Genomic DNA, 25,579 nt, shown 5'->3' on the forward strand with positions numbered 1-25,579 from the left:
GACGCTTAGGTCCGCGGCGCCTGGGTTCCGCCGAAGCGGCCGCCAGGGCTGGGCATGTCCTTGGGTGCGCTGCCGCCAGGGGACACGTCCTCCGGAGGCTCTGACGGGTGGACATAGTGGCAATATGTCCAGTCCCCGCCGCCGGAAATGGGCATGTCCTGAGGATGCCGCGGCCTGGGGATGGACATGTCCTTCGAGCCATGGGGCGACCGGACATGTCCCTGGGTGCGCTGCCGTCAGGGGCGGAAATGTCCTCCGGAGGCTCTGACGGGTGAACATGGTGGCAATATGTCCAGTCCCCGCCGCCGGAGATGGGCATGTCCTGAGGATGCCGCGGCCAGGGCTGGGCATGTCCTCTGGAGGCTCTGACGGGTGGACATAGTGGCACTATGCCCATTCCCCGCCGCCGGAAATGGGCATGTCCTGAGGATGCCGCGGCCAGGGATGGGCATGTCCTTCGCGGCGGGGCGGTACGGGGCATGTCCCGCGGACAAGCCGGGCCGCGGCTTCCGGACGCAGCTGGCTGCGTTGCGCAAATGCCGGAGACTCGAGACCTGGCGTTCACTGGCCCGGCCGAGTGTTGGCCGCCGAAGCTATGAGCCAGTGACGGCGGTCAGCTTCGAGGCCATGCCCCGGATGACCTCCGGCGCCTGCAGCGCCGCCAGCCAGTCTGCCGGCAGGCACCGCTCGCCGTAGAACGCGCCCAGGATGTTCCCGGCGATCGACGCCGTCGAATCGCTGTCCCCGCTGTGGTTCACCGCCACCGCGATCGCGGCACGGAAATGCGTCTGGGCGGGGTCGGTCCCGGCAGCGTCCGCAGTCCCGGTGTCCGCCGTCCCCGTTCCTGTCCCGGTTCCCGGGGCTGTGGCCAGCACGGCGTACAGCGCGACGGCGAGGGCTTCCTCGGCCACCCACCCCTCGCCGAGTTCGCCAACCAGGTCCTCGGGGCTGAGCACGTCTCCGCCGCCGGGCAGGTTTCCGGCCAACCGCAGGGCCGCCTGCAGCCGCGCCACCACCTCCGGATCCGGATTTTCGCCCTTGCGCAGGATGCCGCCGAGCAGCTGCCCGAGGGCGGATTCCGCCGCTTCGCGCAGCCCGTGGCCGGAGGACAGGGCATGGATGAGAAGGCTGAAAACTCCGGCGCTCTGCCGTGCCGCGGGGTGGCCATGCGTCAGGGACGCGGCATCGGCGCTGAGCTTATAGACCGTTTCCGCTTCGAGGTGGGGGATCAGGCCGAAAGGCGCCGACCGCATCACGGTGCCGCAGCCCTTCGAATCCGGATTGACCGGGCGCTTCACGGTACCCATCTCGCCCGTGGCCAGTCCGCTCAGGCACGCGTTGCCGGGCGAGCGCCGGCTCTTCAGGACATCCTGGGCATCGATCCAGCGCGGCGGCTGGAACGGGGCCGACGCCGGCACGGCGACGCCCTGGGTGCCCAGCCAGCGCAGGTACGCGAGCCACAAGCACGCGTTGATGTCCGCCGCCACGCCGTCGTTGGCCCATTCCAGCGCCTCGAGGAGGCCGTCGGCGGTGTACAGCGTCATTTGCGTGTCGTCCGAAAACGGGCTGCCGGCGTCGAGCGCGGAAAAATCCTGCAGGCCCGCGGGGCCGAACCGGGCGCGGATGGCGGAAATGCTGTCGAACTCGACGGCGTAGCCCAGCGAATCTCCGAGCGCGCCGCCCAGCAGGCAGCCGTGGATGCGCGAGCCGTGGGCAGGGGAGTGTGGCTGGCCGGGTGATGGGGCGGGTGCGGGGCTGGTCCCGGGCTCGGTGCTCATGCCCTCAAATTTACCCGGCGCTGCACCGCACCCCGCAATGCCGGCGCCCGCCGGGGACTTAGCGCCGCCGCCTGGGTGCCGGGCGGCGGCGGATGCGGAAGGCCGGTAGGGTGCTGGTAGGACCCGTCCAGCGGTCAGACGAGGCAACCGCCGGCGCCGTACCGCCGGGCAGCGGAGGAAACGAATGCGCGAACCAGCGTGGCGGAAGACCGGGACCACCCCCGACTACAGGTTCTCCCTGGCCAACGAGCGGACGTTCCTGGCCTGGATCCGCACGTCCCTGGCCCTGATTGCCGGAGCCCTGGCGATCGACCAGCTGGCCCCGGAGATCGCGCCCGGCCCCGTGCGGATCGTGTTGTGCGTCATCCTCGCGTTCCTGGGCGCGGGCCTGGCCGCCCTGTCCTACCACCGGTGGGGTCTCATGGAGGCTGCCATGCGGAACAACAGGGAGTTGCCGTTCTCCGCAGTGATGCTGGTGATGACCATCGGCGTTGCGGCTGCGGCCCTGGTGTTCGCGGTCCTGATCCTGGTGGCGAGGTGAAACCGGCTGCGGTCAGGGACCCTGGGCTGCAGCCCGAGCGGACCTCCCTGGCCTGGCGCCGGACGTTGCTGGCCCTCATCGTGGCGGACCTGCTGGTCTGGCGCAGCTGGGCGCTCGCAGGGTCCCGGGGCGGCGCTGCGGGTCCTGTTGATTTCCTTGGCCTCTGCGCGCTGGCCGCTATGGCCGCGACGCTGGTCCTGGGTGTGTGCGTGCTGGTCCGCGGGCGCGAGCTCCGGCGGTCCAACGCTGCACCGCCGGCGCCGCTGCTGCGCTGGGCCGCCGCCGCCGTCGTGGTCCTGGCCGCCAGCGCCGTGGCCGCGGTCGCCCTGGGGCACTGAGCGGCGGGCCGGAACGGGCACCCAGCCGGTATCCAGCCAACATCCAGATTGCGCTGGCAGACTGCTGGCGGACCCATTCTCCAGGCGGCCGTGGCCGCCCCGGATCACGAACCCGGCGGCGGTCCAGCGACGCCGCAACTGCAGCCCTGGGCGCGCCGCCAGCAAAGGAATCCTGACCATGACCCTGCTTGTGCCAGCCCCCGACGCCGTTGACGTCCAGCCGCCGGCCGCCAGCGACGTTCCGCCCCGGCCCGGGCTCGTGGCCCGGCTGTCCGCCGAGGCCCTGGGGACCCTGATCGTCGTGGTTGCGGGCCTGGGTGTGCCGCTCTTCACCATTCCGCAGTCGAGCCCGCTGCCCGCCGCCCTGGCCGCCGGCCTGGCCCTGACGGCGGCGATGCTCGCCGTCGGTTACGTCTCCGGCGGCCACTTCAACCCCGCCGTCACCGTGGGCAACGCCATCGCCGGCCGGATCCGGCTTGCCGACGCCGCCGCCTACATCGGCGCGCAGCTGGTGGGCGCCGTGCTCGGGGCCGTCGCCCTGTACGGCGTGCTGCGCACCGTGCCGACCATCAACGACTCCCAAGGCGCATTCGCCACCGTGGCCGCGGGATTCGGCGAGCACTCGATCATCCAGGTGCCCATGGCAGGCGTCCTGCTCGTGGAGGTCCTCGGCACGGCACTGCTCGTGGCCATCTTCCTTGCCACGACCGCCCGCCGGAATCCGTCCAGGGCGGCTGCGCCCTTCGCGGTCGGCCTGACGACGGCGATGCTCCTGCAGTTGGGCCAGGCCCTGGGCAATGTGCCGTTCAACCCGGCCCGGGCAACGGCGTCGGCCATCTTCAGCGGCCCGGACGCGCTCGGGCAGCTGTGGCTGTTCTGGGTGGCACCGGTGGTCGGTGCGGCCATCGCCGGGCTGGTATGCCGCGGCTTCGTCCAGTCGGCCCGGACCAGTGACCCGGCCACTGCCGCGGTCACCGGCCAGCCCACCGCCCAGACCGCCGGCCAGTCCGACGGAAGGCCCGCCGCCCAGTCCGACGGAGAGCTCACGGAAGCCGATGCGGATGGCGCCGATTTCGATGACGCTGGGCTGGCCGGCGTCACCGCCGCCACCGCTTCTGCTTCGGCCGCCCCCGCCGGCAACGACGAGGCCCGCAGCTTCTTCGACCGCAAGGGCGGGAAGTAGCCACTGCTGACCACTTTTAACCTCCGTCACACCTCCGGGGTGGTGGCGCAAGAGTGTCGGTGGCAGCCGATACCGTAGGAATATGCGGTTATTGCACACCTCCGACTGGCACTTGGGCCGGTCCTTCCACGGCATCGGTATGCTGGATGCCCAGCGCGCCTTCATCGACCAGCTTGTGGCCTTTGTCCGGGATGAGAGCGTCGACGTCGTCCTCATCGCCGGGGACGTCTATGACCGCGCACTGCCGGGCGTCGACGTCGTCGGCCTGCTGGATGACGCCCTGGTGCGCCTCACCGGGGCCGGCGCCGAAGTTGTGTTGACCAGCGGCAACCACGACTCCGCTATCAGGCTGGGGTTCGCGTCGCGGCTGCTCGAGCGCGGGGGAGTGCATTTGCGCACACGGCTGAATGAACTGGACGTTCCCGTTCTCTTTCCGCTCGGGGACGATGCCGGGAATGAGGCAGCGCCGGTGCTCGCCATCTACGGGATCCCCTGGCTGGAGCCCCGGCTGGTCGCCGAGCAGCTGGGCGTCGAGACCGCGAGCCACTTCGAGGTCACCCGCGCCGCCACCGAACGGATCCGTGCCGACGTGCGGCAGCGGAGTCAGACCCGGACCGTCCATTCGGTGGTGCTGGCGCACACCTTCGCCAGCGGCGGCATCAGCTCCGACAGCGAACGGGATCTGAGCATCGGCGGCGTCGGCGCGGTCCCGCTGGATCTCTTCGACGGCTTTGGCTACACCGCGTTGGGCCACCTGCACGGCAGGCAGGAGCTCTCGCCGGCAGTGCGCTACTCCGGCTCGCCGCTCGCGTATTCGTTCTCGGAGGCGAAGCACAGGAAGGGCAGCTGGCTCGTGGAGGTCGACGCCGAGGGGATCGGCGGCGTGCGCGAGGTGCTGTGGGATGCGCCCCGGACCCTCGCCGTGCTCCGCGGGAAGCTGGATGAGCTTCTGGAGTCGGAGGACTTCGCGTGGGCCGAGACTGCGTATTGCCAGATCACGCTGACTGACGAGGCCCGCCCGGCCCAGGCGATGGACCGCCTGCGGGCACGGTTCCCCGACACCCTGGTGCTCGGCTTCGATCCCGATGGTCCCGGCGCGGCGCCCAAAGCCAGCTACAGCAGCCGGCTGGCCGAAGCCGAGGACGACCTCTCCGTCTGCTGCGGATTCCTCGAGCACGTCCGGGGCAGGCCGGCTTCCGACGCCGAAGCCGCAGTCCTCGCCGAGGCGCTCGACGTCGTGCGCCTGGAAGGAGCGTCCCTGTGAGGATCCACCGCCTGGAGATTTCCGCGTTCGGCCCGTTTGCGGGCACGGAGCGGATCGACTTCGACCGCCTGAGCGCACACGGGCTCTTCCTGCTGAACGGCGCCACCGGCGCGGGCAAGACCAGCGTCCTGGACGCCATCTGCTTCGCCCTCTACGGATCGGTTCCCGGGGCCCGCCAGGACGGAAAGCGGCTGCGCAGCGACCACGCGGAGGCCGCCGCCGAGCCGCGCGTCACCTGCGAATTCTCGGCCAAGGGCCGGCACTTCGAAGTCTCCCGCTCGCCCGCGTGGGACAAGCCGAGCGCCCGGGGCCGGAACGGCTTCACGGTCCAGCAGGCCAACACGCTGCTGCGCGAACGCATCGACGGCGCGTGGGTGGAGAAATCGGGCAGGAATGATGAGGCCGGCGCCGAGATCACCGACGTCCTGGGCATGAACCGGGACCAGTTCACGCGCGTCGTCATGTTGCCGCAGGGGGACTTCGCCGCGTTCCTGCGCTCCAAGGCGTCCGACCGTCTGGAGCTGCTGCAGAGCCTGTTCGGTACGCAGCGCTTTGAAGCCGTGGAACAGGAACTGTCCCGGCAGGCGCAGACCGCCAAGGCCGAGGTCGCCAACCTCAACGCGAAGCTGGACCTGCTGCTGGCACAGGCGGAGTCCGAAACAGCGGCGCTCGAACTCGACCCCGACGGCGCCCCCGGCCGGGATGAACCCGATGCCCTGTTGGCCTGGCTCGACGCCGCAGCGGCAGCCGCCGTGGAGGGCCGGCGCAGCGCTGCCGGGGGAGCCGAGAAGCAGGCCGCCGACCAGGCGTCCCTGTTGGAGGCGGCGAACGCGCGGGCCAACCGCCACGCCAAACTCGCCGCCGCGGAACAGCGGCGGATCGACGCCGACGCCGCCGCCCCCGTCCTGGCGGGCAAGGCCGTCACACTGGGCCTGCACCGCCAGGCCGAAATGCTCGGCGGCCAGTTGCAGGCGGTCGAAAGCGCCGCGGCAGCCGAGGACCTGGCAGGAACGGCCCTGCTGGATGCGGCGCGGCAGCTGCGGTCCGCGGCCGCCACAGACCCGGAGCTCGCCGGGCAGGACGTCCTCGACGCCGGCGTCCCCACCGCCGACGACGACGATGCCGACCCTGTCCGGGCGGGTAAATCCGTCATGTTGGACAGCGCGGCCGTCCGCGGAACCCTCGCCCGGCTGCGGTCCCTGAACGCCGTGCTCACCGAACGCCTGCCCGACGAAGCCCGGCTCCTCGGGCTCACACAGCGCGGCGGCCGGCTGCGCCTGCAACTGCAGGAGCTGGAAAAAGGACGGCTGGCCGGTGCCGCCGCACTGGACACCCTGCGCACTGAGTCGGCGGCCCTGTCCGCCGGCATCCGCCCCCTCGAGGAGCTGGCCGCGGAAGTCCAGTTGCGCACCAAGGAAGCCACGGCAGCGGACGAACTCGTGACCATCGTTGGCCGCTTCCTCGCCGCCGAGGCCGAGTGCGCGGCAACCGCCGGACAGCACGCCGCTGCCCTCAGCACGCACCAGGACCGGAGACAGCACTGGCTGGACCTCCGTGAGCAACGGCTCACCAACGCCGCCGCCGAGCTCGCCACCCAGCTCCTGGCCGGGGTCCCATGTCCTGTCTGCGGCAGCCCTGAACACCCGGCGCCTGCCCCCGCAGCAGCCTCCGCCCTGGCCGTCGCCGAGGCCGAGAAAGCCGCGCAACAGGCCAGCGACACGGCAGAAGAAACCGTCGCCGCCCTAGGTCGTGAGCTCGCCGAGGCCCAACAGAACGTCGCCGTCCTGGCCGCCCAAGGCGGCAACACACCTGCCGGGGAAGCCCGTGAGGAGGCAGCCTTGGCCCGGGAACGGGCTGATGACGCGGTCCGCGCTGCCACGGACCTTGCTGCCAGCCGGGCCCGGATGGCAGAACTCGAAGCGGAGATCGCCGACGCAGAGCGGGCGCAGGCCGACGCCGTCTCCGGCATCGCGCAGACGCAATCGACGATCGCCGAAATCGACGAACAGGCACAGGCCCTCGAAGCCACCCTGGACAAGCTGCGTGCCGGCCACGCGACCCTCGAACAGCGGATCGCCGCCCTGACGGCAACCACGGCGGTCCTGGAGCACGCCGACGCCGCACACTCGGCCCACGAACAGGCCGCCGCCCGCACCGCGGAGGCACGCCGGAACCTTGAAGAGGCCCTTCCCGGAGCCGGTTTCAGCACCGAAGCCGCGGCGCGGGAAGCGCTGTTGCCAGCGCCGGTGGCGACAAGCCTCGAAACGGCCATCCGGGCCGGACAGGACGAGGCCGCCAGGATCCAGGAACTGTTCGCCGGAGAGGACCTGGCCCTGGCGGCAGCCGAGCGGGCCGCCGGGGACATCGTCAGCGACGCCGCCCTCGAGGAGCTCAGGACGGAATCGGCGGCGGCTGAACGCAAAGCCCGGGAAGCCATGCTTGCTGCCGGGCTGGCGGAAAACTCGCTCCGGATACTCGGGCGCATCGCCGGCGACTACGCGGACCTCGCCGCCGCCGGCAGGGAACCGCGGGACCGGGCCGCGATGCTCACCGCGGTCGCGGACGCGGCCAAGGGCGGCGGAGACAACACCTACCGCATGAGCCTGAACAGCTACGTCCTCGCGGCCCGGCTCGAGCAGGTGGCCGTCGCTGCCTCCGAACGCCTGATCGGTATGAGCGATGGCCGCTACACGCTGCAGCACACCGACGCCAAGGCAGCACGCGGCGCGAAGTCCGGCCTTGGCCTGGAGGTCGTGGACGAGTGGACCGGCCAGCGCCGGGACACCGCCACCCTCTCCGGCGGCGAGTCCTTCATGGCCTCACTGGCGCTGGCCCTTGGGCTGGCGGACGTCGTGCAGCATGAGTCCGGCGGCGTGGACATCGAGACCCTTTTCGTGGACGAGGGCTTCGGCAGCCTCGACGAACAGGCGCTGGAACAGGTCATGGACGCCCTCGAAAGCCTCCGCGACGGCGGCCGGGTGGTGGGGCTCGTGAGCCACGTCGCCGAAATGAAGCAGCGCATCGGCACCCAGCTCCAGGTGGTCAAGGGCCGCAGCGGCTCCACCCTGCACATCAGCGACGACACCCGGGCCTGAGCCGGTCCCCGGGCCGGCGCCCCGGGATCGGGTATCATTGCTCTGTTACCGGGTCGCGCGCATCGGGAGGAGGGACGATGCGCAGTATTTAGCGAACCCGGAAACCATGAACCCTTCACCGACGTCTTTGGTGTCTACTCTTGACGCCCCACTGCCGCCGACCTACGCGCAGCAGGCCCCCGCAATTTCGACCGACGCTCTGCCTGCCCCGGCGCCCGCAAAGGGCGGCCGCTACGCGCAGCTGCCGTTGCTCGCCGGCCGCAGCTTCATCCCCCTCGGGCTCTTCGCCCGCCTGCCGCTTGCCATGCTGACAGTCGGCGCCCTGACACTCGTCACCGCCGTCACAGGCTCGTACGCCGTGGGCGGCGCCGCGGCCGGCGCCGTCGGCATCGGTTCCGCACTCGGTGCCCCCGTCCTCGGCGTCCTCGCTGACCGGCTCGGCCAGCGCGGCGTCCTGCTCGTATCCGCCATCGCCAACACCGTGGCCATCGTTGCCCTGATCCTCACGGCCTACCTCATCCCCGGGGTCCACGACCTTGCCGCCGCGGTGCCCGTGCTGGCCGCGGCCTTCGTGGCCGGGGTGAGCTGCCCGCAGGTCGGTCCGCTGGCCCGCGTCCGCTGGATGGCGCTGACGTCCCAGACGTCCGGCTCCGGAACCCGTGCGGCCGGAAACTCCGCGGACCTGGACACCGCCCTTTCCTATGAGAGCACCGCGGACGAGCTCACCTTCGTGCTCGGCCCCGCACTCGTCGGAATCCTCGCCAGCCTGCTCGCGCCGTGGCTTCCGCTGGCCCTCGCCGCAGCACTGACAGTGGTCCTCGTACCCGTCTTCGCCGTCCACCCCACGCACCTTGCGGTGGTCCGCACAACGAAGCGCCGGCCCGCCGGTCCGGCCGCAGGACACGCGGCCGGCCCGGCGGCCACTACGGCTGGGGACAACCACAGGGAAACCCGCACGGCAGCCCAGCGCGTCAAAACCTTCGCCGCCGTCGCCCTCCCCGTGCTGGCGATGGTGTGCATGGGCACGTTCTTCGGCTCCACCCAGACAGCACTGAGCTCTTTCTCCGCCAGCTTCGCCACCTCCGAACTCGCGGGCCTGCTCTACGCCGTCATGGGACTGAGCTCCGCCGCGGCCGCCCTCTCGGTCGCGTACTGGCCCCGGCGCTTCACGGTGAACACCCGCTGGATTGCCTGCGCGGCCCTCATGGCCGGCTTCGCATCACTGTTGTTGCTGCCCTCGACGGCGCTGCCCATGGTCCTTGTACTGCTGGTCCTGGGCCTGCCCGTTGGTCCGCTCATGGTCACTGTCTTCGCGATCGGCGGCCTCGTGGCCCCGGCCGGAAAGCTCGGCACGGTCATGACGGCCCTGGCCAGCGGCATTGTGGCCGGCACCGCGCTTGGATCCTCCATCGCCGGACAGCTGGCGCAGAACTTCGGGTATTCGACGGCCTTCCTGGTTCCGGTGTGCGCCGCCACGGCGCTGTTCCTGCTCGGAACGGCAGCCGCCGTCGTACTGCGGCAGCGCGGGAAGAAGACGGCCGCGGCCGCATAAACCCCGACGGGACAGCGCCCTGCGGGACGGGGCGCGGGCTCAGCCCAGCTGCGCCTCGATGCGACGCGCCGCCTCGGTCAGGGCCGCGGCGACCTCGTCCGGATCCTGCGCGGCGCGGATATAGACGACGGCGAGGGCGGCCGGACGCCCGCCCGGAACACGCAGCGGCACCGCAATCGAGGACACACCGGGGATCACTTCATCATGGCTGGCGGCATAGCCGCGGTGCCGGGCCTCGGCCGCCTCGGACCGGTACGGGATGCCCGGGACCAGGGCCCGCCACTCCTGCTCCGGGAAGGCTGACTGGATCGCAATTCCCGGCGCTCCTGCGCTGATGGGGTGCCGCGACCCCGGGTGCTGCACCACCGCGGCGCCGCTGTGCCGCGGATCCACGGTCACCAGCGTCACGCACTCCTCCCGGTCCCAGACCGCCACGAAAGCGCTCATGGTCAGGGTGTTGGCCAGCAGGGTCAGTTCCGGCAGCGCCGCCGTCTGCAGGTTCCGGGAGACCCCGCGGGCCAGGACCGCGAGGCCCGGGCCGGGCTGGACACGGCCGCCGTCGTCACGCACCAGCAGCGAGTGGTCCTCGAGCGTGCGCAGGATCCGGTAGGCCACGGAGCGGTGGACGCCCATGGCGTCGGCGAGTTCGGCAATGGTCAGCGGCTGCTGGGCCTCGGCGAGGATCTCCAGCGCCCTGATACCGCGGGACAGCGTCTGGGACGGGGAAGCCTGGGCGGTGCCGGCATTCGGGGTCATGGGGTCCATCCTAGGTGCGGGGTTACTGGACGCCGGGCTCGCCGGGCTACCCTTGTGTTCCGGCTCATGGTCAGCTAGCGTTCTATATGGGAACTGTTTGTTCGATTATAGAACACAATTGCAGAACCCGACTAGAGAACACGGCTGATCCAAAGCACACCCACACCACGGTCGGGAAACGCAACGAACGCAAGGGATCAATGATGATTGCCACGCCGCGCGGCCACGCCGGGGGCGCCCAGGGCCCCCTGTCAGCCCCGCGGGCCAACCACTTCCGGGGCAGCCTCGGCAGGTTTGCCACCGGCGTCGCGATCGTGACCTTCGACGGGGCCACAAAGCGCCACGGCATCACCGTGAACTCCTTCACCTCGGTCTCGATGGACCCACCGCTGGTCCTGGTGAGCATCGCCCGTACCGCCAGGGCCCACGACGAACTCGCCGGCCGGCCCTTCACCGTGAACATCCTCGGCGCCGAGCAGCGGTACCTGGCCATGCACTTCGCCGGCCGGCCCGGCCCCGAGCCGCTGTGGGTGGAGGGGGGCACCGCGCCGCGGCTGTCCAACGTCCTCGCCTATTTCGAATGCAGGCCCTGGGCGGCGTACGACGGCGGCGACCACACCCTGTACATCGGCGAGGTAGTGGACTTCAACTACCGCAACGGCGATGCGCTGGCGTTCGCCAACGGCACCTTCACTACCATTCCGGAAAGCCTGCTGGGCATGGAGGACCTGCTCTAGCGCCGCGCCACATCCATTCACACAGCTCAGCTCAACGACGACTGGAGGACGACCAATGGGTATCCGCACCGGACGGCAGTACCTGGACAAGCTCAATGCCATGACGCCGCATGTGGTGATCGACGGCGAGGTGGTCAGCGAGAAGATCGCCGAGCACCCGGCCTTCCGCAATGTGGCCCGCTCCTACGCCAGGCTCTTCGACATGCAGCATGATCCGCAGTACCAGGATGCGCTCACTTACGCCTCACCCAGCACGGGGGACCTGGTCAGTGCCTCCTTCCTGGTGCCAAAGACCATCGAGGACCTCCAGCGGCGGCGCCGCGCCATCTCCACCTGGGCCGAGTCCTCCAACGGCTTCCTTGGCCGCTCCGGGGACTATATGAACTCCGCGCTGACCGCGCTGGGCACGGCGGGGAAGTGGTTCGCGCAGGCGGATCCGAAGTTCGGCGAGAACATCCGCAACTACTACGAGTGGGCCCGGGAAAACGACGTGCTCGCCACCCACACCCTCATCCCGCCGCAGGTCAACCGGTCCGTTTCCGGTTCGGAACAGCTCGGCGGCCAGCTCTCGGCCCGGATCGTGGAGGAGCGCGGGGACGGGATCGTCATCCAGGGCGCGCGCATGCTCGCCACCATCGCCCCGATCGCCGACGAACTGCTCGTGTTTCCGTCCACGGTCCTGCGGGGCACCCCGGAGGACGCCCCCTACTCGTACGCGTTCGCCATCCCCAACGACGCCCCTGGCCTGCGCTACCTCTGCCGCACCTCGCTGTACAACGGCGGCAGCACCCACGACGAGCCGCTGGCCTCGCGCTATGAGGAAATGGACGCCGTCGCGGTTTTTGACCACGTCTTCGTGCCCAACGAGCGCATCTTCATGCTGGGCCACCCGCAGCTGTGCAACAGTTTCTACACCGAGACCGGGGCCGGCGCGCTCATGACCCACCAGGTGGTCACCCGCACGATCGCCAAGAGCGAGTTCTACCTGGGCCTGGCATCGGAACTGGCCGAATCGATCGGCATCGACGGATTCCAGCACATCCAGGAGGACATCGCAGAGCTGATTATCGACGTCGAAATCGGCAAGGCTCTGGTCCGCGCGTCCGAGGCCGACGCCGGACTCAACGACGCCGGCGTCATGCTGCCGAAGTGGTCCACCCTGAACGCCGCCCGCAACTGGTACCCGAAGATCGCCCAGCGCTTCCCGCAGATCATCCGGAAGTTCTCGGCGTCGGGCCTCATGGCCCTGCCGGGGGAGGCGGACGTCAACAGCGAGGCCCGGGAGGACATCGAACTGTACCTGCAGGGCAAGACCCTGACCGGCCCCGAGCGGGTCCGGCTGTTCAAACTGGCCTTCGATGCCTCGATCTCCGGGTTCTCCGGGCGCCAGTCGCTCTACGAGTACTTCTTCTTCGGAGACCCCGTCCGCATGGCCGGCGCCCTGGTCAACACCTACGACCGCGGGCCGGTCCGGGCCAGGGTCCGCGAGCTGCTCAACCGCACCGACTGACCCGCGGAAGACACTTTCCGGGAATATGTGTGCCTTATCACATCTTTCATAGTAGTATTCAGGATACTAACTGACCGTTCGATCAGTAATTCACGAGGCATCAGTTATCCACTTCGCACCCACCCCGGGCAGTACCTCTGCCCCCAGCAACGGAGTTCCAATGACCGTAACTTCATCCGTAGATTCTGAGGCGGGTCCCAGCAGCAAACACGAGGAACGCAAGGTCCTCGCCGGGACCCTGGTCGGCACCACCATCGAGTGGTACGACTTCTTCATTTTTGCCCAGCTGACAGCAACGCTGCTCTCGCCGTTGTTCCTGGCCCCGCTGAACGACTCCAACCCGGGCCTGGCGCAGATCCTGTCCTTCGCCCTGATCGGCATCAGCTTCCTCTTCCGCCCGCTCGGCGCGATCGTCGCCGGCCACCTCGGCGACCGCCTCGGCCGCAAGGCCATGCTGGTCTTCACCCTGATCATGATGGGCGCTGCCACGGCCCTGATCGGCATGCTGCCCACCTACGCGCAGATCGGCGTCTGGGCCCCGATCCTCCTGATCCTGCTCCGCGTCATCCAGGGCTTCTCCGCCGGTGGCGAATGGGGCGGCGCTGCCCTGATGGCCGTGGAGCACGCTCCGAAGAGCAAGCGCGGCCTGTTCGGCGCCTACCCGCAGATCGGCGTTCCGGTCGGCATGATCCTCGCCACCGGCCTGCTGTACTTCCTCAACACCTCCATGTCCAAGGAAGACTTCGCGTCCTGGGGCTGGCGTGTGCCGTTCCTGCTCTCCATCGTGCTGATCATCGTCGGCTACCTGATCCGCCGGGCGGTCGCCGAGAGCCCCGTCTTCAAGGAGATGCAGGACCGCAAGGAAGAAAGCAAGGCGCCCCTGGGCGAGCTGCTCCGCAAGCACAAGAAGGCCGTCCTCTACTCGACGATGATCTTCATCGGCAACAACGCCGCAGGCTACCTGCTGATTGCCTTCTTCATCTCCTACGCCACCAAGACGCTGAAGATGCCCACCCCGCAGATCCTGCTCGCCACGACGCTGGCCTCCTTCGGCTGGCTGATCTTCACCCTGGTCGGCGGCTGGCTCTCGGACAAGATCGGCCGCGTCAAGACCTTCCTGATCGGCTACGGCATTGTCTTTGCCTGGATGATCCCGATGTTCGCCCTGATCGACACCAAGAACATCCTGCTCTACGGCGTCGCGCTGTTCGTCCTCACGGTCGGCCTGGGCCTGTCCTACGGCCCCATGTCCGCCATGTACGCCGAGATGTTCCCGCCGGAGGTGCGCTACTCGGGCATCTCGATCGGCTACGCCTTCGGTGCGATCCTCGGCGGCGCGTTCGCGGCCACCATCGCGGAAGTCCTCCTGCAGGGCACCCACTGGACCGGCTCCATCGGCATCTACATCATGATCCTCTGCGTCATCTCCGCCGTCGGCGTCCTGCTGACCGGGGAAACGAGGGGCCGCCCGCTCGGCGTCGCGCACCACGCGCCGGCCGAAGCCGCAAAGCACTAGCAACCAGGCAAGCACGAGGGGCGCGGACCGCAAGGTCCGTGCCCCTCTGGGTTAAAGAGCAACGCGGGGTCACTGCGCGCCCATCCAGATCATTCGGATGGGCCGTAAGTGACCCCGCGTTGCTTTTTGTACGGTGGGTTTAGACGCCCAGGAAGCTGATGGCGCCCTGCTTGAAGGCGCGGCTGGTGATGGCGTTGGTGTGGTTGCGGCCCGGCAGCACGAGCTGTTCGACCAGGCCGCCGGCCTTGGCGCCCAGGGCGGCGAGCTCCGGCATGGTGGCGGCCCGGTCGTCGTTTTCCCCCGCCACGAGGAGCATCGGCATGTGGGGGACCGCTTCGGCGGGGTCGTACGGCTCGGTCTTGATTGCCTCGACCAGGGACAGCAGCGCGAAGATGTTGTTGCTGGGCAGCAGCATGGCCATCTTCAGCAGCCCAGCGGTCGACTCGTCCGCGATCGGCGTGCCGTCGGCCAGGTACCGCTGCGCGGCGATCAGGTCGAAGTCCGCCAGGGGATCGGCGACGTTCGGGCCGCCCAGGACCAGCCGGTGCACCAGCTCGTGCTGTGTGGCCCCGAACTCCCAGGCGAGGCGGGACCCCAGCGAATAGCCGATCACGTCGAGCCCGCTGGACGGGTCCCCGTCGCGCAGCGGCCGCGCGCCGGCGTCGAACACTATCTGCAGCAGGTCCGCACGGATCCGGCTGGGGGAGTAGGAGTCCATGTCCTCCGGGGCGCCGCTGCGGCCGTGGCCGGGCAGATCCACGGTGATGACGCGCCGGCCGGCTTCCAGGAGCGCAGTGAGCCAGCCGCTGTCTTCCCAGTTGAGCTTGGAGGAGGAGGAGAAGCCGTGCAGCAGCAGGACGGGACGGAGCCCGGCGTCGTTCTGGGGCTCATGCACCTGCACGTACAGCTGGGGGTCGGTGCCCTCAACGGTGTGCGAATGCTGTTCACCGGTGTGTCTGCCGCTCATGCTCTCAGTCCTCATCAAGTACGGCGCTCAGGCGGACCCGGCGCTTAGGTGCCTCTTCCTTCGGGACCGTGCCCACGATGCCGGCGGTGTTGTCCGGCACCTCAAACACAATCAGGGGCTCGCCGACATTGATCTTGTCGCCGGGCCCGCCGTAGATACGCACTACCTTACCTGCCTGCGGGCTGGGCAATTCAACGGCCGACTTGGTGGTTTCGACCTCCACGAGCGGCTGGTTGCGCTCCACCTGCTCGCCCGGGGAAACCAGCCATTCCAGCACGGTGGCCTCGATCAGGCCCTCGCCGAGATCCGGGAGCGGGAAAGAAATTTCAGCCACGTTTGTACTCCAATACTCGCTGGATGCCGAAGAGGATCCGGTCAATGTTCGGGATGTATTCATCTTCCAGGTCGCCCGAAGGGTACGGGACGTCGAAGCCGGTGATGCGCTCCACCGGCGCCCTGAGGGTGTCGAAACAGCTTTGCGTGATCAGCTGCGCCACTTCGGCGCCGAGGCCGGAGGTCAGCGGCGCCTCGTGGACGACGACGGCGCGGCGCGTCTTGCGCACGGAGGCGGCGAGGGCCTCGGCGTCGATCGGCTTGAGCCAGCGCAGGTCCAGGACCTCGATGTCGATCCCGTCCTCGGCCGCGAGCTCCGCCACCTGCAGGCAGCGGGCCACCATGGCGCCCCAGGCGATCAGCGTGAGGTGGCGGCCTTCGCGCATCACCTTGGCACCGGTGGTGGAGCCGCCGCCTGCATCGTGCCGGGCGGCGTCCACCTCACCCTTCTGCCAGTACCGCGACTTGGGCTCCATGAAGATCACCGGGTCCGGCCGCGTGGCGGCGTACTTGAGCAGGTGGTAGGCCTCATGCGGGTTCGACGGCGAGACCACCTTCAGGCCCGGTACGTGGGCGAAGAGCGCCTCCAGGCTTTCGCCGTGGTGTTCGGGGGCGCGGATGCCGCCGAAGCTGGGCACCCGCAGGGTGATGGGCATCGGCATGGTGCCCCGGCTGCGGTAGTTCATCCGGGCGATCTGGCAGACCATCTGGTTGATGGCCGGGTAGGCGAAGCCGTCGAACTGGACCTCGGGAATGGGGTGGAACCCGGCCATCGCCAGGCCCACGGACATGCCCAGGATGCCGGATTCCGCCAGCGGGGTGTCAAAGACGCGCTGCGCACCGTGCCTGGCCTGCAGCCCGTCGGTGATGCGGAAGACGCCGCCGAGCCGGCCGCAGTCCTCGCCGAAGATGACGGCTTTGGGGTTCTCCGCGAGGACCTCGTCGAGGGCGCGGTTGAGTGCTTGCTGCATCGACATCACCGTGGTGGCGGGCTCGCTTCCGGCCGGGTTGGTGATCGTGTCGCCGGCAGTGTTGTCGGCAGTGTTGTTGCCGCTGGCACTTTCGCTTTCGAGAATCGAGTTAGACATGTTCGGACTCCTCGCGCCAGTTGGCGGCCTGGGCCTGCAGGGCAGGGGTGGTTTCCTGGAAGACCAGGTCAAACATTTCGGTCCCGGGCCGGGAGCCCAGGGCCTGGATGCCGGTACGGATCTGCTCCTCTTCGACCTTGGCCGCGGCCAGCGCCTCGGCGAAGAACGCCTCGTCGGCAATTCCATCGGCCAGCAGCCGCTGCCGGAGCCGCTCGAGCGGGTCGGTGCCTGCGCCGTCGCGTTCCTCGTCGAGGGAGCGGTAGCGGCCCGGATCATCGGACGTGGAGTGCGGGCCGCGGCGGTAGGTCATGGCCTCGATGAGCACCGGGCCGTTGCCGGAACGGGCATGCGCAAAGGCGCGGCGGGTCGCTTCGAGGACCGCGACGACGTCATCGCCGTCGATCTTCAGCGCCGGCATGCCGTAACCCGCGGCGCGGGCCGCGACGGAGCCGCCGGCCACCTGCCGTTCGGTGGGGACCGAGATGGCCCAGCCGTTGTTCTGGACGAAGAACACCACGGGCGCCTTCATCACGGCGGCGAAGTTCATCGCCTCGTGCACGTCGCCCTGCGAGGAGGCGCCGTCGCCGAAGTAGGTCAGGGCGACGCCGTCCTTTTTGTCCAGCGTCTGGCCGTGGGCCCAGCCGACGGCGTGCAGGACGGAGCCGGCGACGACCGCCTGGATCGGGGCCAGCCGGGATTCCATCGGGTTGTAGAGGCCGCCGTGCCACGTGGCCTTGTGGGTGGACATGTAGGCCACCATGTCCACGCCCATGGTCCGGGCAACGCCCATTTCGCGGTAGGTGGGGAAGGCGAAGTCCCGGGTGGTGTCCACGGCGTAGCCGCTGCCCACCTGGGCAGCTTCCTGGCCGAGTTCGGGGGCGTAGCCGGGGATGATGCCCTGCCGCTGCCAGGCGATGGCCGAGGTGTCGAGGTGCCGGACGGCCACCATGAGCGAATAGAGCTCGCGGAGTTCATCGGCTGTGAGCGGCCCGGCAGCGCTGCCGGAAGCCACGGGGAGAAGTGTGTCCATGCCTGTGACCCTAGTCACCGGCGGCGGGGTGGGCAATCAGCCTAGGCTGGGGTGCCCAGACTGCACACTTATGCCGCCCCCCGCGCCGGTGAGCTTGGCAATTTGTCTAGCGGCTGGGCTGTTCCGCCTGGTCGGCTTTCGCGCCGGCGGCGGCGGCGTTGCGGTTCCGGGTGATCCGGGCGCCGGTCCAGCACGCCACGGCGATGCCGGCCACCAGTACCAGGGTGCTGACCAGCTGCTTGCTGCTCTCCGGGCTGCTGAAGCCGACGGCGAAGATCAGAGCCAGGAGCACGAGCCCGAAGATCGTCAGCCCCGGGAAGCCCTTCATCCGCAGCGGCAGCGCAGTGCCGTCGCGGTCAGCCCGGCGGCGCAGGATCAGCTGGGACACCAGGGCCGAGCCCCACACCACGAGGCAGGTGGAACCGACCAGCTGGAACAGCGCCGGCAGGATCTGGTCCGGGAAGAGCAGTTCCAGGACGGCGGCCAGGAAGCCGAAGGCCACGGAGACGCTCACCGCCACGACCGGGACCCGGGCCGTGTTGAGCTTGGAGAGGAACTTGGGGGCTTCGCCGCGCTCAGAGAGCGAGTACACCATGCGGGACGCGCCGTAGAGGTTGGCGTTCAGGGCGGAGAGCAGCGCGATGACGGCGACCAGGGTGATCGCGGCGCCGGCGCCGGGGATCCGGGCGACGTCGAGGACGGCGGCGAAGGGGGACTTCAGGGCCGCGGAAGTCGAGGGAAGGACGGCCGCGATGACGAATACCGAGCCGATGTAGAACACGAGGATCCGCCAGACGACGGTGCGGATCGCCTGGGCGACGCTGCGCTCCGGGTTTTCCGTTTCGGCCGCGGCCACGCTGACAATCTCGGTGCCGCCGAAGGCGAAGATGACGACGAAGAGTGCGGTTGCGATGCCGCCCAGGCCGGCCGGGGCGAAGCCGGACGTGAAGTTGCTGAGGCCGGGGGACGGGACGTCCGGCAGCAAGCCCAGCAGCAGGGCCCCGCCGGTGGCCAGGAATATCACGATGGCAGCCACTTTGAGGATGGCGAACCAGAATTCGAACTCGCCGAAGTTCTTCACGCCCGCCAGGTTGATGGCGGTGAACAGGGCCATGAAGATCAGGGACAGTGCCCAGACGGGGATCACCGGCCACACCGTGAACAGGAGCCCGGCCGCACCGAGGGCCTCGGCGGCGATGACCACCACGAGCTGCAGCCACCAGAGCCAGCCGACGGTGGCGCCCGCGGTCTTGCCCATGGCCTTTTGCGTGTACACGGAGAAGGCGCCGCTGTTGGGATTGGCCGCGGCCATCTCCCCGAGCGCCCACATCACCAGGATGATCAGGGTTCCGGCGACGAGGTAGGAGATCAGCACGGCCGGTCCCGCCGCCTGGATTCCGGCTCCCGAGCCGAGGAACAGGCCGGCGCCGATCGCGCTGCCCAGTCCCATCATTGTCAGCTGGCGTGGTTTCATGCTGTGCCCCAGGCTCGGGGCGGGAACCGCGGTGGGTAGCGTCGCGGTGGACTTCATCGTCATGGCGAACCTTCGTGTGGTTTGGATCTTTTCGTCCTTATGGGACCTATTGAATTTACCGGATTTGGGGCCGGCCCCCGGCCGCCGGGGCGCCTCCGCCGTGAGAGCATGGTGGCAGTTTGCTAACTGAATCGGGGCATCGGTGGCTGTTTGTCCGGCCCGGTCCCGCTTGGGAAGGAAGAATCAGTGGACGTTGATCCGCTTGATGCAAAGATTGTCCGATTTTTCACGGATTCCCCCCGGGCCTCGGTCCTGGAGGCCTCCCGGGTACTGAAGGTTGCCCGCGCCACGGTGCAGTCGCGCCTGGACCGGATGCAGGACGCCGGCGTGATTGGCTCATGGGTGCCCCAGCCCGATCCGGCGCATTTCGGCTACCCCGTCGTGGCTTTCTGCTCCCTCACGATCAACCAGGACCTCGGGCACGACGCCGTCGTGGAGGCCCTGGCGCGGATTCCCGAGCTGATCGAGATCCATACCGTCTCCGGGAGCTCGGACCTCATGGCCCGGATAGCCGCCCGCTCCAATTCGGACCTCCAGCGCGTCCTCGATGCCATGATCGCCACCCGATCGGTCCTGCGCTCGTCCTCCGTGATCGTGCTCAATACGCACTTCCAGGGCCGCACCCTGCCGCTGCTGGAAACCGCGGCCGCCGGCACGGGCTAGAGGACACTCAGGTTTTCGGGCAGGCCGGTCCGGCCGGTGAGCAAGAGCAGCAAATCACCGGCGGACGGCAGTCGGGAGCCGATGGCTCCGGCGAGCTCCAGGGAGGCCGCGACCGCCGGGGCCAAGGTGGCGGGCGGCGGCAGGCCCAGGGCGCGCGCCAGATCCAGGGTGTGCACGGCCAGCTCGAAGGTCCGGGTCGGCAGGTAGTCGATGAGCGTCATTGCTCCGGCAGGGGTGGCCACCAGGGCATCGTCCTGCGTGTTCCTGACGAGGGCCGTGACGCGTTGGACAAGCTCCCGCACGGCAGCGGCAGGGTCCTCGCCCAGCGCCTCCCCGGTTTCCCTGCCCCGCTGCGCAATCGCGGCGGGCGAGGTGGCGCCCCGGACGGCCAGGAAGTATTCCACTGGACCCGGCACGCGTGCCCCGGCGGCCGGGGTCGCGAGGTAGGTTTCCACGGTTGTCAGGGCACGGCTCGTGTGGCCGGTCAGCGACAGGACATCCCATTCGCCCAGTGCCGGCCGCGACCACGCCTGGTGCGGTACCTGCCCGGCGAGCTCCATGAATGCCTGGGCCGCCCCCGCGTATCGGGCCCTGACGGCCTCTGCGTCCGTACCCTCCGGGTCCATATCTTCTGAGTCCATAGCCTCGATTAATACCGGTGCCGGCACCCGCGGACAAGCCCCGTCCGTGCGCCGGCGACAACCCGGTCCGGCCCGTGTGACCTGAAACATTTTGCGCCCGGGCGGCGCGGCCGTATCATTAGTTCTAGTCAATGTGACTATAACTAATCCGGCGGTCGGGCCGGATCCAGCCGGGCAGTCCATCGCGGACCCGCCCGGAACCTCAGAGGGCGGGTAGATCACCGTTTACACCACAGCAGCCAACGTCTCGGAGCGCCAGACCGCGCCGCCGTCGCTGGCCATCTCCACGGTGATCTTTGCGCTGCGTCCCAGCGAGCGGTCCGGCCGGCCCACGCTGTGGATTCCGCTGGTGCGCCGGATCCGCGAACCGTTCAAGGGCCTCTGGGCGCTGCCGGGCGGCCCGCTCACGCACTCCGAGTCACTCCAGGACGCCGCCTCGCGGAACCTGCGCGAGACCACCGGGCTGGCCCCGAACTACCTCGAACAGCTCTACGCCTTTGGCGGGCTGCACCGCTCGCCCACCCAGCGCGTCGTCTCGATCGTGTACTGGGCACTCGTCCAGCCCACGGAGGCCGCGCTGGCCGACGAATCGGAGAACGTGCGCTGGTTCCGCGCCGACAGGCTGGACGAGCTGGCCTTCGACCACAACTCGATCGTCGACTACGCGCTGTGGCGGCTGCGCAACAAGATGGCCTACGGATCCATCGCCTACCACCTGCTGGGCGAGTACTTCACCCTCGCCCAGGTCCGGGAGGTCTACGAGGCCGTCCTGGACCGCGAACTCGATCCCGCCAACTTCCGCCGGCAGGTCAAGGCCACACCGGAAATCGAAGAAACCGACCATTATCTGCAGGGCGGCAAGCACCGCCCGCCCCGCCTCTACCGCTTCACCGGCCGCCCAGGCCTCGACCCAGACAACAGGAGCACACCATGAGCAGCGTCAACACGGCTATCCAGCTGATCACGCGCGAGCAGGCCACCACCATGGCACAGGGCGCGGCCGCCTCCACCTGCAGCCCCGCGCTGGCCCGCGGGCCCTGGGACTACGACCTCGCCGAGGCCCTCGCCGGCGTGCCCGCCTACGGGCCGGGTGCCTCCTCCACCGACGTCGCACCGGCCTCCACTCCCCGGCAGGGCCAGCTCCCGGAAGAATACAAGCTCGCTTCCGACGCCGAACTCGACGCCCGGATCCGCGCCGCCAAAGCGGCACTGGGGGACCGCGCCGTCGTGCTGGGGCACTTCTACCAGCGCGACGAAGTGATCGAATACGCCGACTTCGTGGGCGACTCGTTCCAGCTCGCCAACGCCGCCCTGACCCGGCCCGACGCGGAGGCCATCGTCTTCTGCGGCGTGCACTTCATGGCCGAGACGGCGGACATCCTGTCCCGCCCCGACCAGGCCGTGATCCTGCCCAACCTGGCCGCAGGCTGCTCCATGGCCGACATGGCGGACATCGACTCGGTCACCGAGTGCTGGGAACAGCTTGAGGAGGTCTTCGGCACCGAGCCCGACGCCGAGGGCCGGGTCCCGGTCATCCCGGTCACCTACATGAACTCCTCCGCGGCCCTCAAGGGCTTCTGCGGCGAGCGCGGCGGGATCGTCTGCACCTCCTCGAACGCCGCGACGGTGCTGGAATGGGCCTTCGAACGCGGCCAGCGCGTGCTGTTCTTCCCCGACCAGCACCTGGGCCGCAACACCGCCAAGGCCATGGGGGTGCCGCTGGAGCAGATGCCGATGTGGAACCCGCGCAAGGACCTCGGCGGCAACGACGAACAGGCCCTGCTCGATTCCCGGGTAATCCTCTGGCACGGCTTCTGCTCGGTCCACAAACGCTTCAACGTGGGCCAGATCGAAAAGGCCCGCGCCGAGTTCCCCGGCGTGCAGGTGATCGTGCACCCGGAATGCCCCATGGAGGTGGTGGATGCCGCCGATTCCGCCGGGTCCACCGACTTCATCAAGAAGGCCATCGCCGCGGCCACGGAACCCACCACGTTCGCGATCGGCACCGAAATCAACATGGTGAACCGGCTCGCCGCGGAATACCCGCAGCACACCATCTTCTGCCTGGACCCGGTGATCTGCCCCTGCTCCACGATGTACCGCATCCACCCCGGCTACCTCGCCTGGGTCCTGGAAGCGCTCGTCCGCGGCGAGGTGCTGAACCGCATCACCGTGGACGAGGACGTGGCCGCCCCGGCCAAGGTGGCCCTGGAGCGCATGCTGGCGGCGCGGCCGTGACCAGGCGGCTCGTGATCGTCGGCAGCGGGATTGCGGGGCTCTACGCCGCGCTGCTCGCCACCGACGACGCCGCCACCGGCGGCCGTGACATCGAGGTGGTCCTCCTGAGCAAGGGGACGCTGGAGCAAAGCAACACGTTCTACGCCCAGGGCGGCATCTCGGCCGTGCTGGCCCCGGAGGATGCCGCCCCCGGTGACTCCGTGGCAGCGCACATCGCGGACACGCTCGCCGCCGGGGCCGGGCTCAACGACCCCGAGGCAGTCCGGGTCCTGTGTACAGAGGCCGTCCGGGACATCGCCGGACTGGGCCGCTACGGCGTGCATTTCGACACAGCTCCCGACGGCGGACCGGCCCTGGGCCTTGAAGCGGCACACTCGGCGCCCCGCATCCTGCACGCCGGCGGGGACGCGACGGGCGCCTGCATCGCCCGCGGGCTCGTCGCCGCCGTCCTCGAACGCGCCGTCCTGGACCGCGCCGGCCACGGCCGGCTCCGGGTGGAGACCAGCGCGTTCGTCACCGGACTCCTGACCGGACCGGACGACCTGGCCGAAGCGCTGCCGGACGAACTGTCACAGCGCGGCAGCATGCCCCCGACGCCGGCCCGGGTCACCGGAGTGGCCTACCTGGCCGGCGGACGGCCCCAGGAACTGGCGGCCGACGCCGTCCTGCTCACTACCGGCGGGGCGGGCCGGCTCTTTGCCCGCACCAGCAACCCCGGCGTCGCCACCGCCGACGGCCTGGCCCTGGCCTGGCGTGCCGGCGCCTCGGTGCGGGACCTCGAGTTCTTCCAGTTCCACCCCACCACCCTTGCCGCCGAGGAGATTCCAGGCGGGCCGCCGGCCCTGCTCATCTCCGAAGCGGTCCGCGGCGAGGGCGCGGTGCTGCTGGACTCCGCGGGATACCGCTTCATGCCCGACTACCACCCCGACGCCGAACTGGCCCCCCGCGACGTCGTCTCCCGCAGCATCGCCCTGCACCTGGCCGCCACCGGGGCCGCGCCGGACAGCCCGGTCTACCTGGACGCCCGCGGCATCGAGGCAGCGCGGGGCGCGGGCTTCCTGGCCCGGCGGTTCCCGACCATCACGGCGGCCACCCTCGCCGCCGGCTACGACTGGACCACAGAAACGGTCCCCGTCTCCCCGGCCGCGCACTACTGGATGGGCGGCGTGTGCACCGACCTGCGGGGCCGCACGTCCGTTCCCGGCCTGTACGCCGCCGGCGAGGTCGCCCGCACCGGGGCGCAGGGGGCCAACCGGCTGGCGAGCAACTCGCTGCTGGAGGGCCTGGTGTTCGGCCGCCGCGCCGTCGAGGACTTCCTGCGCGCCGACCCGTCGCACGACACCACTGCTCCGCGTGCTCCCCACGATCCCCCTAGCCTCGCAAGCTCGGTCAGGGAACCCGGATCGTGTGGGCCCACGGCCGCGGGCGGCCTCCCCTTGACGCACGCTTCCGCAGCGCCGTCGCACGACTTCACGTCAGGGGAGGACACTTTAGCGAGCGTGTCCGAAGATTTTGTGAAGTCGGTATCCGCGTACGGGGTTTTCTCGCGCGACGCTCTTCGGCGGTTGATGACGGCGGACGCCGGGGTAATGCGCAGCGGGGAGCAACTGCGGGAGGCGGAGACCGTGCTTGCGGCCTGGGACGACGTTGTCCATTCTGAGACCGCTCCCGATGCCGGCCACAGTGACTGGCTCTGCCAGGATGCCCATGAGGACCGGAACCTGCTCCTCGCGGGCCGCCTCCTTGTGGCGGCTGCCCTGAACCGCACGCAGTCCGTCGGAGCCCACTACCGGGCGGACACGGACGACGCCTCAGCCCTCACCCATTCCATGCAAAGGATTTCCTCGTGACCACCACTGCCCACGCCACCGCTGCCCCGGAAACCCTGCCCTCCCGCGCCGCGGCCCTCGCCGGGAGCCTGCCCGAGGCCGCCGTCCTCGCCGTCCTCCGCACGGCGCTGCAGGAGGACGCCCCGTCCGGGGACATCACCTCGCAGGTGCTCATCCCCGCGCAGGCGCGGGCGACGGCGGTTCTCAACGCCCGGGTTCCCGGCGTGCTGAGCGGCGGGGAGGTCTTCGCCGCGGCGATGCGGCTGACCGACCCGGGCGCCGTCGTCGAACTGCTGGTCAACGACGGCGAGGCCTTCGCTGCCGGAACCGCCCTGGCCCGCGTGACCGGGAACGCCCGCGCCGTGCTGCTGGCCGAACGCGTCGCACTGAACCTGGTCCAGCGGATGAGCGCCATCGCCACCAAAACGGCCGAGTTCGTGGCGCTCGTGGCCGGCACCCGGGCCCGGATCACCGATACCCGCAAGACGACGCCGGGGCTGCGGGTGCTCGAACGCTACGCCGTCCGCTGCGGCGGCGGCGCCAACCACCGCTTCAGCCTCTCCGACGCCGTCCTGGCCAAGGACAACCACCTGGCCGTCCTCACCGGCGGCGACCCGGCGAAGCTGACCGCAGTGCTCCTTGGCGCCAAGGCGCAGCTCGGCCACACAACACACTTCGAAGTGGAGGTGGACACCATGGAGCAGATCAAGCCCGTCCTTGCCGCCGGGGTGGACACCATCATGCTGGACAACTTCTCCCTGGCCGAGCTCGCGGCCGGCGTCGGACTGGTGGGCGGCCGGGCCCGCGTCGAGGCCAGCGGCAACGTCAACCTCTCCACCGTGGCGGACATCGCGGCCACCGGGGTTGACGTCATCTCGATCGGCGCCCTGACGCACAGTGTCACGGCCCTGGACCTCGGCCTGGACATTGAGCTTGACGTCGAGCCGGCCGTCGACTCCGGCGCCGGTCCGGCGGCCGGCTGAGGC

At 69.7% G+C, this 25,579-nt stretch carries 22 protein-coding genes; 14 read left to right on the plus strand and 8 right to left on the minus strand.

All coding sequences use genetic code 11. The annotated features are described in order from the left end of the window. Positions 1-593: 593 nt before the first annotated feature. On the minus strand, positions 594-1,778 hold the full coding sequence (locus ARTB_RS15095) for an ADP-ribosylglycohydrolase family protein (RefSeq protein ID WP_243181277.1): 1,185 nt from the start codon (positions 1,776-1,778) through the stop codon (positions 594-596). 184 nt (positions 1,779-1,962) lie between these two features. Between ARTB_RS15095 and ARTB_RS15100 the strand changes: the two genes are divergently transcribed. From ARTB_RS15100 to ARTB_RS15125, 6 genes are all read left to right on the plus strand, one after another. Continuing rightward, positions 1,963-2,319 (plus strand): YidH family protein, encoded by a 357-nt coding sequence (locus ARTB_RS15100; RefSeq protein WP_028277508.1) that lies wholly within the window; start codon positions 1,963-1,965, stop codon positions 2,317-2,319. After that, positions 2,316-2,657, plus strand: coding sequence for a DUF202 domain-containing protein (locus ARTB_RS15105; protein WP_243181278.1), 342 nt, complete (start codon positions 2,316-2,318; stop codon positions 2,655-2,657). The genes ARTB_RS15100 and ARTB_RS15105 overlap by 4 nt, the downstream gene beginning before the upstream one ends. Positions 2,658-2,835: 178 nt before the next feature. Then, the gene (locus tag ARTB_RS15110) at positions 2,836-3,840 is read left to right on the plus strand and encodes an MIP/aquaporin family protein (RefSeq protein ID WP_243181279.1); all 1,005 of its coding nucleotides are present in this window, start codon (positions 2,836-2,838) and stop codon (positions 3,838-3,840) included. Positions 3,841-3,922: 82 nt separating this feature from the next. Continuing rightward, positions 3,923-5,104, plus strand: coding sequence for an exonuclease SbcCD subunit D (locus ARTB_RS15115; protein WP_243181280.1), 1,182 nt, complete (start codon positions 3,923-3,925; stop codon positions 5,102-5,104). After that, entirely contained in the window at positions 5,101-8,199 is a 3,099-nt protein-coding gene (locus ARTB_RS15120; RefSeq protein WP_243181281.1) for an AAA family ATPase, read from the plus strand. Before ARTB_RS15115 ends, ARTB_RS15120 begins: the two co-directional genes overlap by 4 nt. A gap of 127 nt (positions 8,200-8,326) precedes the next feature. Next, positions 8,327-9,751, plus strand: a complete 1,425-nt coding sequence (locus ARTB_RS15125; protein WP_279294328.1) for an MFS transporter — start codon at positions 8,327-8,329, stop codon at positions 9,749-9,751. Positions 9,752-9,790: 39 nt separating this feature from the next. On the opposite strand, the gene ARTB_RS15130 is transcribed toward ARTB_RS15125, so the two are convergent. Then, complete coding sequence (locus tag ARTB_RS15130; RefSeq protein WP_243181283.1) at positions 9,791-10,507, minus strand: IclR family transcriptional regulator; 717 nt, start codon at positions 10,505-10,507, stop codon at positions 9,791-9,793. A 200-nt stretch (positions 10,508-10,707) separates the two neighbouring features. Here ARTB_RS15130 and ARTB_RS15135 point away from each other — a divergent pair, with 200 nt between their 5' ends. The 3 genes from ARTB_RS15135 to ARTB_RS15145 all read left to right on the plus strand — a co-directional run bounded on the left by ARTB_RS15135 (position 10,708) and on the right by ARTB_RS15145 (position 14,270). Next, the gene (locus ARTB_RS15135) at positions 10,708-11,244 is read left to right on the plus strand and encodes a flavin reductase family protein (protein WP_243181284.1); all 537 of its coding nucleotides are present in this window, start codon (positions 10,708-10,710) and stop codon (positions 11,242-11,244) included. 55 nt (positions 11,245-11,299) lie between these two features. Further along, entirely contained in the window at positions 11,300-12,754 is a 1,455-nt protein-coding gene (hpaB, locus tag ARTB_RS15140; RefSeq protein ID WP_243181285.1) for a 4-hydroxyphenylacetate 3-monooxygenase, oxygenase component, read from the plus strand. Positions 12,755-12,914: 160 nt separating this feature from the next. After that, entirely contained in the window at positions 12,915-14,270 is a 1,356-nt protein-coding gene (locus tag ARTB_RS15145) for an MFS transporter (RefSeq protein ID WP_243181286.1), read from the plus strand. Positions 14,271-14,409: 139 nt separating this feature from the next. On the opposite strand, the gene ARTB_RS15150 is transcribed toward ARTB_RS15145, so the two are convergent. The 5 genes from ARTB_RS15150 to ARTB_RS15170 form a co-directional block, all read right to left on the minus strand. Further along, complete coding sequence (locus ARTB_RS15150) at positions 14,410-15,237, minus strand: alpha/beta fold hydrolase (RefSeq protein ID WP_243181287.1); 828 nt, start codon at positions 15,235-15,237, stop codon at positions 14,410-14,412. 4 nt (positions 15,238-15,241) lie between these two features. Beyond that, positions 15,242-15,571 carry a biotin/lipoyl-containing protein gene (locus ARTB_RS15155; protein ID WP_018775751.1) on the minus strand — a complete coding sequence of 110 codons (330 nt, stop codon included), beginning with the start codon at positions 15,569-15,571 and terminating at the stop codon, positions 15,242-15,244. Then, a complete protein-coding gene (locus ARTB_RS15160) occupies positions 15,564-16,547 on the minus strand; it encodes an alpha-ketoacid dehydrogenase subunit beta (protein ID WP_243181328.1) in 984 nt (327 codons plus the stop codon). Before ARTB_RS15160 ends, ARTB_RS15155 begins: the two co-directional genes overlap by 8 nt. A 103-nt stretch (positions 16,548-16,650) precedes the next feature. Next, a complete protein-coding gene (locus tag ARTB_RS15165) occupies positions 16,651-17,688 on the minus strand; it encodes a thiamine pyrophosphate-dependent enzyme (RefSeq protein ID WP_243181288.1) in 1,038 nt (345 codons plus the stop codon). A gap of 106 nt (positions 17,689-17,794) precedes the next feature. Continuing rightward, the gene (locus ARTB_RS15170) at positions 17,795-19,225 is read right to left on the minus strand and encodes an amino acid permease (RefSeq protein WP_243181289.1); all 1,431 of its coding nucleotides are present in this window, start codon (positions 19,223-19,225) and stop codon (positions 17,795-17,797) included. A 183-nt stretch (positions 19,226-19,408) separates the two neighbouring features. On the opposite strand from ARTB_RS15170, the gene ARTB_RS15175 reads away from it, so the two are divergent. Further along, positions 19,409-19,885 (plus strand): Lrp/AsnC family transcriptional regulator, encoded by a 477-nt coding sequence (locus ARTB_RS15175; protein ID WP_243181290.1) that lies wholly within the window; start codon positions 19,409-19,411, stop codon positions 19,883-19,885. Here the strand turns inward: ARTB_RS15175 and ARTB_RS15180 are convergent. Further along, a complete protein-coding gene (locus ARTB_RS15180; protein WP_243181291.1) occupies positions 19,882-20,526 on the minus strand; it encodes a maleylpyruvate isomerase N-terminal domain-containing protein in 645 nt (214 codons plus the stop codon). The two genes, ARTB_RS15175 and ARTB_RS15180, sit on opposite strands and share 4 nt — an antisense overlap. A gap of 217 nt (positions 20,527-20,743) precedes the next feature. Between ARTB_RS15180 and ARTB_RS15185 the strand changes: the two genes are divergently transcribed. The 4 genes from ARTB_RS15185 to nadC are packed head-to-tail and all read left to right on the plus strand — an operon-like array spanning position 20,744 to position 25,576. Continuing rightward, the gene (locus tag ARTB_RS15185) at positions 20,744-21,460 is read left to right on the plus strand and encodes an NUDIX hydrolase (RefSeq protein WP_028277523.1); all 717 of its coding nucleotides are present in this window, start codon (positions 20,744-20,746) and stop codon (positions 21,458-21,460) included. Then, on the plus strand, positions 21,457-22,764 hold the full coding sequence (gene nadA, locus ARTB_RS15190) for a quinolinate synthase NadA (protein ID WP_243181292.1): 1,308 nt from the start codon (positions 21,457-21,459) through the stop codon (positions 22,762-22,764). The genes ARTB_RS15185 and nadA overlap by 4 nt, the downstream gene beginning before the upstream one ends. Next, positions 22,761-24,614 (plus strand): L-aspartate oxidase, encoded by a 1,854-nt coding sequence (locus tag ARTB_RS15195; protein ID WP_243181293.1) that lies wholly within the window; start codon positions 22,761-22,763, stop codon positions 24,612-24,614. The genes nadA and ARTB_RS15195 overlap by 4 nt, the downstream gene beginning before the upstream one ends. 35 nt (positions 24,615-24,649) lie before the next feature. Further along, positions 24,650-25,576: a carboxylating nicotinate-nucleotide diphosphorylase gene (gene nadC, locus ARTB_RS15200; protein ID WP_243181329.1), complete on the plus strand. Its 927-nt coding sequence runs from the start codon at positions 24,650-24,652 to the stop codon at positions 25,574-25,576. Positions 25,577-25,579 lie beyond the last annotated feature (3 nt).

The organism is Arthrobacter humicola (genome assembly GCF_022803015.1).
GTDB lineage: Bacteria > Actinomycetota > Actinomycetes > Actinomycetales > Micrococcaceae > Arthrobacter > Arthrobacter humicola_A.